The sequence below is a fragment of the Acinetobacter entericus genome, assembly GCF_026168575.1.
Lineage (GTDB): Bacteria > Pseudomonadota > Gammaproteobacteria > Pseudomonadales > Moraxellaceae > Acinetobacter > Acinetobacter bouvetii.
In genome coordinates this window covers 141,518-153,016 of record NZ_JAPEQW010000009.1, presented here as the reverse complement: position 1 = coordinate 153,016, position 11,499 = coordinate 141,518, and the positions used below count along the sequence as shown (strand labels likewise).

Below are 11,499 nucleotides of genomic sequence, written 5' to 3'. Positions count from 1 at the left end.
TATAAATACGCTTTTAGTTGTTCAAACAAGTGGAACCACCTCTCTGCTGACTTCATTCACTTCAGCAGGAAGCGCTCTAACATCCAATGCGTCTGTTACTGGAATTTCAGCAACAATTTGAGCGACCTCACAGGCAAACAAATAGCGGTGAATCGTATCCGCACGGATATTGGTTTTTTGATGAATAAATTGAGCCGTGCAGCCTTTACTCAAAAAAGCCGACATTTTGAATAATTCGCTTCTGCAAGTCAGGGATGCCGGCTGCGGCCAATGAAGCAGCCTGTACGCATGTGTATATTCGGGCACCTCATTAGGCATGTGATCCCAAACAAATTGCCAAATTCCGCTGCTCAGCTCTTTACACTGAAAATATTTCTTAAAATTAATAATGCTGTTAATGTCCGCAGGAACAATCGAAAAACTGCCCTCTGCAATTAGGCCCAGCTCTGGATTTCGATAAAACTCTTTATTTTTCAAATCAAAACAAGCCATGATGTTTTGATTATTTTCAATTACAAAGTGGCTAATACCTGCATATTTTTCATACACACTATGGAATGCTGATGAAATTTCTTGGTGCGCTATTTTTTTAGAAACATGTTCTGTTTCCAGCAAAAAGGGCTGATGCATTGCCTGGAAATTTGCCGGTAAGGTACTCTTTTCCAGAGCATGCGCCATCCAGCTGTCCAATGAGTTTGAAAACTGTAATGGCAAATACAGCGTATCGTTAATTAATTCCCCAGATAAACTTTCATTTTTCTTTAATTTTAAAATCTGCACATTGGTTTTACTCATTTTCACAACATGATCAAGATCAATAAAATCATCATTAATTAATAATATCTGCAGCCTAATATCTGTTATATGAGTCCAATTAATTTGATATTGATCACAAAATTTCGTAAATATGATATTTTTTAGTTCATTAATAGTGGAAAGACTTAAACCAAATATTGAAATATAAATAGAGTTATTCATAGTTTTTTTGATGGTTATACTGAGATGAAAGCAATTAAGGTTATTACTTTTAGTAATAACCTTAATTTTTAATTAAGAAAAATCGAGTTCTTTTTCAAAATGCTTCAACTCATGACGAGCCATCGCTAAGTTTGCTTTGCTTCTATCCAATACTAAATATAAAAATAAAGCATCGTTTGAATCTAATGGACGAATCAAATGATATTGCTTGCCCAGTGTAATTAGAATATCTTCAATCGAATCATTTAGATTCAAAGCTCTTGCAACTTTCCGCTTAGCACGGATTACTTCTGTGTTTCCTGCGGCAGCCAATTCTAGATCAATTGTATTATTGCCTTGCGCTGCCAAAGCCAAACCGCTTTCGCTGTCTACAAGCGCACTCGCAATAAAACCGTCAATTTCTAATAATGAGTCTAATGAAACTTTAGCCATATAATATCCCCCTAAAACATTAGATGATGTATTGATAATATTTTATTAAAATGAATTATCGCAGGAAAAGTACCACTTAAGCATTTAATCAGCATTGGCAAATATAATCTTTTTAAAGTATCCGCTCACAATTCAGCATGCTTACCCTTTTCATATTTAACTTATGAGAATTATCAATATAAAATACACAATGAAAACATTAAAACCAGCAAACAGTTTAAAAATAAAACATTTTCCTCTTTAATGTGAACTGCAAAAACATAATCCGCACTGGTGCTCTCTCATATTGCTTAAAATTTAATTTGCACATTTCAGACAAAAACATCTGCCAATACCTATTTGCACAAAACTTAGCTGCTGGAATTTGCATTAACTATCAACCTGATCAAACAAAACCCAGTATCTTTTGAGCATAAATGCATGTGATACAGTCAAAACTGCTGTCAGCCGCCATCCCCACGGTCCAGAAACCGCCAGCGATCAAATCATATATGCATGCGTTAAAGACGTTCTTACTTTCAAATGCACACTGAATCAGCGGGTTGCATAAAGTGCTTCATGCTTTGCATTCCCTCTACAAAATTTCCATTTTTCATCCCGCTTAAACAGCCTATAATTTCATTATTATTTTCATGATTTTTACCTTATATCCCCATGCCTGATTTACAGCTTTCGCTAAGTGAATATCTGTCCGCTGTTCAAGAAGTCATTAAACTGGCTTTTGATGATGCGGTATGGGTCAAAGCTGAAATCCGCAATTTAAACATTAAAGGCGGTCATTACTATATTGAGCTGGCAGAAAAAGAGGCCCGCAGTGACAAAGTCATTGCCAGCTGCAAGGCGACCATCTGGAAATTTTCTGCGGCTAAGATTGTAGGAAAATTTGAGCGTGAAAGCGGCGTTGAACTCAGCCGCGATTTGAATGTGCTGATTAAAGTCAGCGCACGTTTTGATCCGCAATACGGGTTTTCGGTCAATATCGAAGAAATAGACTCCAGCTATACGCTGGGCGATATCGCAAAACGTTATCAGCAAATTGTGCAGCTGCTGAACAATGAAGGTTTGCTGTACAAAAATCAGCTGCTGCCAGCGCCATTTGATATCCAGCATGTTTTGGTCATTGCGCCCGAACAGGCTGCCGGTTTAGGTGATTTTAAAAAAGATGCCGATGCCCTGCAGCAGGCGGGTGTATGCGAGTTCGTCTATCACAGCGCTACATTTCAAGGCAATACCGCAGCGCAAAGCATTATATCGGCTTTAGGGCAAGGCCTGCGGCAATGGGCCTCGGATTTTACATCCCCGCCCGATTTGATTGTCATCATCCGCGGCGGTGGCGCCGTCAATGATTTAGCCTATTTGAATGATTTTGATTTAGCCGCTCTGCTGTGCAAACGGACAGTCCCCGTCTGGGTTGGCGTTGGTCATGAAAAAGACCGGACGATTTTGGATGAAATCGCGCACCGTTCTTTTGACACCCCCAGTAAAGTCATCGCAGGCATCCGCAATCACATCGCTTCACGTATTCAGGAAATTTTAGATTTCCGCCAAAACATTCAGCTGCTGTCGCTGCATCAAATGACGGCATATCAAAGCCAAAATGATCAGCTGATGAAAACCATTGAAACCTTATCTAAAAGCCAAATTTCTGATGCCTATAAACAGCTGCAGCAAGTAAAAGGCCAAACCCAGAATTATGCGGCGCAGATGATTAAATTTGCACAGCACCAAATCGAAGCGCTCATGCGGGAAACCCTGCTGCAGAATCCGCCGCATGTTTTAGCCAAAGGCTATGCAGTTGTCCGCCAGCATAGCCATGCGGTCAGCAGCGCGCAGCAGCTCAGCCAAGACACTCCACAAATTCAAATTGAAATGAAAGATGGCATTATCGATGCTGAGATCCTTTCTATTCAGCCACATACAGGCAGCAGTTCATGAGCAAAACTAAAGATCCTTTAAGCTTTAAAGAAAGTTATGACATTTTGAAAAAAAATGCCGAACTGCTTGAAAATCAGCAAGAACCAGATATTGATAATTTAATGAAAATTGTTGAAGAATCTATGCAAGCTTACAAAGCGTGTAAATCACGGGTAGATGCTGTACAGGCTGCGTTGAATGAGACGTTTAAAGAGTAATTTTAAGTGATTAATCTCCTCCTAAATTTTTCGTGAAAGTTAGCATGGTTTTCAACTGTTAACTTTGATTTTTAGGCGGAGAAATCGGTGTTGAATAGCAAATATGCATTTTTCCACGAATTTGCTGATAGCAATTCCATGCACCATGTTCCCATTTGGGAATAATTTTGTTGTTTTTAATACTGCGATAATAGCTTCTCGCTTCTTTTGAATTTTCATAGCTACTACCAACTAAGATATGACAGTTCACCTCTTCATCGCAGAAATTAGATTCTTCAATGTAATAATCTTTTTTATTTACCACAAATTAAGTAAAAGTCCCGCCCGCACCACCGCCGGATACGATTAAACACTTTTGAATTATACTCCTTCCATCAAGAATCCAGCACTTCCCATGTCCATCGGGATAATCATAGGCAAAAGCATTGCAGGACAAAATAGACAAACTAAGGATTCAATTATTTTTCATTTTATGCATTTCTTATTGTTTAAATATAAATAGGGCTTCTTTCGAAGCCCTATTTATATTCATATCTGTAAATAAATTCAAGACCTTAGAAGCGCCAGTTATAGAACAAGTCGATAGCGCGCTCTAGAGACTGGCTCGCTTCCAGATACAAACGCTGGTTCATCTGGTAACGCAAGGTCAGTTTATTGACCGGTGTAAAGACCCCAACACCGTAACGGATAAACAAGTCTGGAGTAATATAGCCTGTCACAGATACTTGCGTGTCATCTCCTGTGCCTTGAGCGTCCAGCGCCAAACCGCTTAAGCCGAATGTACGACCAATTTGATTGGTGAGAGCGCGTGTTCCGCCCAAGCCCATACTGATACCCGCTGCTGCAATGGTATTATTGACATCAGATTTAAAGCCTTCTGTTTGACTTAAACCGCTCGTGCCCTCATTAATGCGGCCGGTAATTAATGCATTCAGCGCTTCCTGTTCAGATAGGCCGGCATCGTTATACACCTGAATATTCGGACTAGACACTGTACCAGTAATACGGAAACCGACCGTACTGCCCTGAACAGCTTTATTGGCATCGATATCCAGTGTTGGATTTGCAAGCGGCCCATTAAAACGTGCAATCGCCCTGTTTAAATCTAAACTTTGACCATAAGCTTCAATTTTTACGCGCTGCGGCACACCTATAGCGCCATTGGCGCGCATGGCTGTTTCCAAGCCGCGCTGAGACAGATTTAAACGGCCAATTAAAGGAATACGGCTGTCAAAGCCTTGAAAAATAACCTGCTTGCCCAAACTGACCGCAACATCCGCACGAATATCCCACGGGCGCGCTGATTTTAAAATTTCCAGCTGATTATCGCCTTCATGCACAATGCGCACATCAGAAGAAACGTTAACCACAGGTTCAGACGCTTCCGGCATAGAAATCAATGCCCGAGGCACATCAACAGAACCTGACAATGACAGTTTTTTCTTAAACGGTAAAACATCCAAGCTCAAATCAGGCGTTACCAATGCTGTAATCAGCGGCGCCTGGCGAATCAGCATGTTTTGACCTTTTAGCTGCAGCTGCACGCGAGGCTCATCTTTCCAGTCGATATTGCCGGTTAATTTACCCACACCTTGACCGCTGTTGAATGCGCCGTTAATAGTGGCATAATTTTGACGCACGGCTGAATACAGCTGAATATTGGTCAGATTCACGGGCAGTGAAATCATACTGATGGAGCCGTCTTTCACCCGAACCTCGCCCTCCATTAAAGGATTGCCTAATGTTCCGCTGATTTTGCCTGCATAAGATAAGGTTCCTCCCATTGAGCGGACATCTTGAATAAAAGGCTTCAAGATTTTCAGCTGCACTTGGTTAAAGGCCACTTCACCGCGCATTGGCTTGCTGTCTTTATATGGATCGATGATGACATTGGCATAACCCGTACCAATATCAGGCGCTTTGGTATCCAGCCGAATTTGCAAACCGTCCGCGACACTCTTGGCAATCAGGCTGACTTCATCGTATTTCATGGTCGAACCTAAATACTGAGGATCTTCCGCGGCCAGCCCAACTACGCCGTCACGCGTCAGAAAACGGGCATCAATCTTCGGACGCGCACCTTTTGCCCAAGACGCTTTAGCATACCCATTAACCTTGCCTGTAATGGCTAGGCCTTCTGGCATAAAGGCCGCGAAGTCACTTAAATCTAAATTGCGGGTAGTAAAAGAAACATTGCCGCGATTTGGATTGACCCGAATAGGCTGATCAAAGCACAGCTCACTTTGCTGACTCATCCAGCAATGCGCACCAATAAATAAATCCGATTGAGCAGAGGTATAAATGATTGATGCATTTTGGCGCTGTACTAAGCGGGTACGCAAGGAGTCAAAGTCACCCTTTTGGATTTGCCCCAGCCAGTTATTTTGCGAATTAAAGCCGCCTGCCAGCTGCACTTTAAATTTAGATAATTTGTTTTCCGCACTGACCTTCAGCACATGTGCACTGCGTGTACCCGCCAAAGAAATTTCGCCCTGCTGTATTTCGCGCGTACCGCTACGCAGACTTTCCAAACGGGCAACCAGTAAGGCTGGTGTGGTTTGCGAAGTCGGCAGCTCACCTTGTACGCGCATTTTTTTCACGCTGAATAAATGATTAAAGCCAAAATTATCGACAGCTAAGTTAGCAGAAGCCTGCAGGCGGGGCTGGACTTGCATATTCAAGTAACCATACGCACGGCCGCGCAAGCCGCCGTAAAGCTCGTACAATGCTGGCGCATTAACCTTCAAACGTAAACTCTGCGCATTGCCTGTCGCTTGAATTTGGTTGCTGGCATAAGCCAAAAATAAGTCATTGGCTTCAAACTGCTGAGGCATAAAGCCTTTTTGGTTTGAATTGATAACCAAAGCCAAATTGCCTTTGCCGCGTATAGGCTTATTGTTGATGAAGCCTGCCAAGTTTAGGCGCTGAATTTGAATGCGTTTCAAAGCATCGGACCAAAGCCCTTGCGTTTTCAAGGTGCCTGATAGTTCACCGCGGACATTCGATGCAAAGTAATGCGGTTTAAAATGCACCAGTGATGCGTTGATATCCCAGCCAATACCATTTTTCAAGTTCACCAGACCGCTGGCAAAAAATTTTCCCGCGACACCATCATGCTTTAATTCAGCAACATGAATCAGTTCTGGCGTACCTGAAACGCGCAGCTTTAACTGGCCTTTGCTGGCTTCAATTTGACTGGCGGATAAATTGCCGTCGTAATTGACTGCAAAGCTTTTAAATCCTCCGCCTGCTTTCACATCATGGAAAAGCAATGCTGCAGTACTGCTGCCTGTTAAGCGAATCGTTTCATTCTGCTGCGCCAAGCGTCCCGTTAGATCAATTGCGCTTAAACGAATAATTTGCTGATTCGGCTTGGCGTAGCCATTGGCCCGGATTGAGCCATTCAGCAAATTGACTGGCGCAGCTGCAGCAACTGTCTGCGGGTTAAAGTCTTTAGCATTCAGCAGCGCGTTCCATTTCAGCTGACGCTTGTCAGTCGGCAATTGAACTGTTGCACTGCCCGTTAATTGGCCTTTATCTGCAAGGTAGCTGAAGCTTGGCATGTTCAAATTATTATTTTTTAAATTCAGCTGCGCTTGATACATTCCCGGCGGCAGCATGCCTTTTTCATGACGCGCAACTTTGGCGGCGGCATGAATATTCTGCTGATCTGCAACCAATGCGAGTTTCGCATTTCCAGACTCGCTGCTGAGCCAGCCCACATACGGTACAGCGCGGTCAATATTTTTCCAAGACACATCCAATAGCATCGGCTGCGCTTTTTTATTCTTTTCCGGATCCTGATCGAGTTTGAGATTCCACGTTTCATAACGGTCAAAATCCACCAGCGCTGTTAAATGCATCCCTTTTTCTAAAGCGCCTTTAGATGCAATTTTAGCGTCTAGACTTGGCGGCAGAAAATCCTGCACCACTTGCGGAATCAATTTATCTTTAGGGTTCAGTTTGTCTAATCGGCCTTGCATGTCCCAAGTGACATGATCTTTCCAACTCACCACACCCGACAAGTTCACGGCGCCTTTCATCAGCTGGCCATTCACATGATCAATATTCAGCTGATGTACAAGGTCTGTATGCATCACAGCACTGTACTGGCCTTGTGGAATATTCGCACCGGTTAAATCTGCAATGACATTCAAATCTAAGCGCTGAATATCCCCCTTGAATTTGCCTAGTCCGTTTTTCACAAATAGCTTTTGGTCGGTCAATAATGGCAAATGATAGTTTTTAAACTTTAACTCTCCCTGCATCGGCACATGCGGACGCATTGGATGAACAACAGCCCAGCCCGTCAGCAAATCAGGCGTATTGGTCGCAATACCTGCCTGAATAGTATCTAAAGTACCGCGGGCATTCACGGCAATATCTTTAATATTTAAGCTGTCATTTAAAGACGGTAAGTTTACGATGCCAGTCGCATTTAAAGGATATTTTCCTTCAAACTTCATCTTGCCTGTGGCATTGCGCACGCTTAAATAGCCCATATTCATGCGCGAGTTTTCAAATTTCAGTTCTGTACCCGACCACAGCCCTTCATTCAGTTGAATATCATCAAAATTTACACTGGCTGCATGGGTTTGAATCAGCAGGTGATCGACATCGGCTTTATCTACACGCAGCACAAACGGCAGGCGGATTTCATTAAACTTAAATGGCTCATCACTAGGCGGGCTTTTGGTAATAATTTGCAAATTTCGGACATCTGCACTGTTCAGATGAATTTCTTTATTCAGAATTGCGCGCCAGCCCAGAGTCACGTCTGCACGGTCAATTTTGACATCTACCGGCTTTAAGCTGACCAAAACATTGCGCAGAATTAACCCGCGCCATAAATTGCCGCCTTCATACTCGTAATGGATGATTTTTTGACGTTCCAAAACCCGGTCCAACAGAAATTTACTGCCTTTATCCGTAGAAAACATGACCGCAAGCGCAGATATCAGCAACACGACCATAAACAGCAATGACAATAAGACACTGCGCAAAATGCGGCGTTTTTGTGGCAATACGTCAGGCGCATTTTCTGGTTCAGGATTTTGCTGCTGTTCAGCCATAACGGTTAAATCACCTTAAAATTATAATTGTGAGCCAATAAAGAAATGTACACGAATCGGGTGATTATCATCTGAAAGCCCTGTCGCTACGTCAATACGGATTGGGCCAATCGGTGAAGCCCAGCGGATGCCGACACCTGCCCCATAAGCCGTTTCAGTATTAAAATCCTTGTCATATGCGTTGCCGAAATCACTGAAAACAGCCGCGCGCCACCCTTCTTTAAATTGATAATTATATTCTAATGAGCCAATAGCTAAAGCCTGGCCGCCCACTTTAAAACCGTTCTCTTCCGCAGCAAGGCTCTTGTAGTCAAACCCGCGAACACTTTGATCGCCGCCCGTAAAGAAACGCAAGTTATACGGCACCTTGTTAAAATCTTTCGTAAAAATATAACCTAGATCGCTGCGTCCAACAAACTGGTGATTGTCATTTTCACCCAGCGAGTAAATAAAGCGCCAGCCTGCATTTAAAATTGCCATATCGGCATCAGACAATAAACTTTCCGAACCCAATTCAATTTTATAGGTTTGCTTAAATCCTTTGCTCGGATTGACGCGCTTATCGCTGATCGTGCGGGAGGCTTCATAGCCAAACAATAGAGACTGCTGCTGATTATTGGTATTGACCAAAAATGCTTCTGGAATTTCCGCTGGATCGATGATCCCATCCTGAGTAATTCTGTCTAAACGGTAGCGCAAGCCAAATGTATGCTGCCAGCTGCCGCGCGGATTTTTAATCACACGGTCAGCTCCGGCAACAGCAGATTCAATCATCAAATTGACATTCTGCCCGACATCATCGCGCTCTTCACGCTCATAACCGCCAACTAAGCTAATATAATCATTCAATGGATGGTTATATGGAATGTTGTAGTGGCCTTCCAAAGACTGGCGGATTTGTGAAAGCTCCAAGTTGGCGTCAAAAGTATGTCCGCGCTTATTCACAATTGCCCGGCGGTACTGGCCGCGTAAACGTGCGCCCGTGTCCGTACCGAAACCAGCGCCAATTTCGGCACTGTTCAGTTTATCCGCATTCAATGTCACAATCACAGGAACTACCTTTGTTTCACGCGCCTGCGCTTTTAAGATATCCTGTTCCTGCTCTTTTTCATTCTGACTTTTTTGCAGGGTACGGATATTAGCATTCTGTTCCTGATCTTTCACGCCGGCAAACTGGTCTTCATTGACTACATTTTGTGAAACTTCCTTGCTGGATGCGACGGCTTTCTTATCCTGAACGCGGGTGGAACTTTCTTCCAGCTGGTTTTGATCGACCAAAGCCTGAATGTCCGGCGGCAGCTCCAGCTGTTTTTCAATCGGGTCTGGGCGTACGGCATCGACCAGCGTGTAGTTAAAATAGCGGGAGTTGGTGAGGTTATTGGCTAAACCATTGACACGCCAAAAGGTAAAATCTGCGCCTTTCTCCCAAGTCACAAGGCTTTCAAGAATATCTGGGTCCAGCGGGAACTCATCTGCAGGATTGCTCATGCGGAATTCCACATCGCCAAGTTTATAGCGCTCCCCAGTTTCATAGCGTAAATTGATATCTGCTGTATTTTGCGGCTGCGCGACTTTGACATCATGCAGGCGCCAATAGGAATCAAAATAACCATTGTTTGAAGCGGCATCCGTAATACGGGTTTTCGTCGTTTCATAAGCGCCATGATTGAAAATATCACCGACATCCTGATCTGGCAAAACACTGATTACTTGGAACTGCGCCTGATTTGCGCCAGCACCGCTGAATTCAACATTATGTTCTTTCACCAATACAGGTTCATTTGGCGTGACAGAAACTTTGACCTTATTGTCACTGACTTTTTCAAACTTAAAGCCCGCATTATAAAAACCGACCGCTTGCGCCGCCTGATTCGACAAAGTTCTTAGCTGCGGCAGAGCCGAGGGAAAGTCACTGAAAGACTCTACGGTATAACTCGAAAGCTTGCCTTTGATATTGGCCTTTAAATTATCCAAAGCCGCCGCGTAAGCTTTATTGCTGGCCTCACTGTTATTGCTGACTGCGGTAAATACTACATCTGCACTGATACGCGGCACTTTTGCTGTATTCAACTCACGCGGCGGACGGATTTTATAGAGCATCCGCTTAAAGAAATTCAGTTCCTTGTCATCAATCGCCTGTTCCTCTGGAAAAGCCGTACTTAAGGTATTGGCATTTTCATTTTGAGAGACTGCAATTTCACTGTCAGCGCGAATGCTGCTCATCAGCTGATCGACATTGACGGGTGCCTGATTAATCTGAGCGAGTTCCTGCTGCGTCATATCCGCAACAGGATTTTCAATATTTTGAGTTGCCCTGTAGTTCTGGGCTTCACGCTTCGCATTTTCCGCGACCTGCAGAATTTCATTGGCCATGTTTTGATCTACAGGCTCTATTGGCAAATCCTGCAAATCTTCAAATTCAATGGGCTTAAATGCTTCAATAGATGCTGCAGCCTGTTCCTGCTGCTGAAGCATCTGCATGCTGTCCGGTTCAGGAGCGGCCTTTTGGACTGATTCTATATTTTGAATCGCGTCCAAGTTAGACTGGGAGTCAAGCCCCTGCTTTACAGCCTCACTATTGAGTTTCTCCACCATCTCTGCTTGAGTCGCATCTGCAACCGGTGTCGCTTTTTCATTTGTTTGAGCTATGCTTTGCTGCGTCAGAAGCGTTAAAAAGATGCTCACCCATAGGCGTTTATTGCTATGATGCCTGTATATGAGGTGACTCATACTGAGGTGAAGCATTGTCTTTTTAAAATTAATTTTTGCAGGCATAGCAAACTCTAAAGAAATTCTTTATGTAATGGACTATTTAATCAACAAATTATGAGCTAAAGAACTTAAATCTATTGGTTTTTACCATTCCCTAAGCTGAAAAGTATCTT

The 11,499-nt window shown here is 43.4% G+C and carries 6 protein-coding genes; 2 read left to right on the top strand and 4 right to left on the bottom strand.

The features are described from left to right. Positions 1 to 21 precede the first annotated feature (21 nt). Both OKC24_RS09310 and OKC24_RS09305 read right to left on the bottom strand, forming a co-directional pair. Entirely contained in the window at positions 22 to 795 is a 774-nt protein-coding gene (locus tag OKC24_RS09310) for a hypothetical protein (protein WP_265464991.1), read from the bottom strand. Between the two features lie 255 nt (positions 796 to 1,050). Further along, positions 1,051 to 1,410 (bottom strand): roadblock/LC7 domain-containing protein, encoded by a 360-nt coding sequence (locus OKC24_RS09305; protein ID WP_130148073.1) that lies wholly within the window; start codon positions 1,408 to 1,410, stop codon positions 1,051 to 1,053. A gap of 654 nt (positions 1,411 to 2,064) precedes the next feature. On the opposite strand from OKC24_RS09305, the gene xseA reads away from it, so the two are divergent. After that, positions 2,065 to 3,345, top strand: a complete 1,281-nt coding sequence (gene xseA, locus OKC24_RS09300) for an exodeoxyribonuclease VII large subunit (RefSeq protein WP_130148071.1) — start codon at positions 2,065 to 2,067, stop codon at positions 3,343 to 3,345. Continuing rightward, a complete protein-coding gene (gene xseB, locus OKC24_RS09295) occupies positions 3,342 to 3,542 on the top strand; it encodes an exodeoxyribonuclease VII small subunit (protein ID WP_130148069.1) in 201 nt (66 codons plus the stop codon). The genes xseA and xseB overlap by 4 nt, the downstream gene beginning before the upstream one ends. 554 nt (positions 3,543 to 4,096) lie before the next feature. Here the strand turns inward: xseB and OKC24_RS09290 are convergent. Next, positions 4,097 to 8,614, bottom strand: coding sequence for a translocation/assembly module TamB domain-containing protein (locus tag OKC24_RS09290; protein WP_131276539.1), 4,518 nt, complete (start codon positions 8,612 to 8,614; stop codon positions 4,097 to 4,099). A 21-nt stretch (positions 8,615 to 8,635) separates the two neighbouring features. Beyond that, on the bottom strand, positions 8,636 to 11,389 hold the full coding sequence (locus tag OKC24_RS09285; protein WP_130146108.1) for an autotransporter assembly complex protein TamA: 2,754 nt from the start codon (positions 11,387 to 11,389) through the stop codon (positions 8,636 to 8,638). Positions 11,390 to 11,499: the final 110 nt, after the last annotated feature.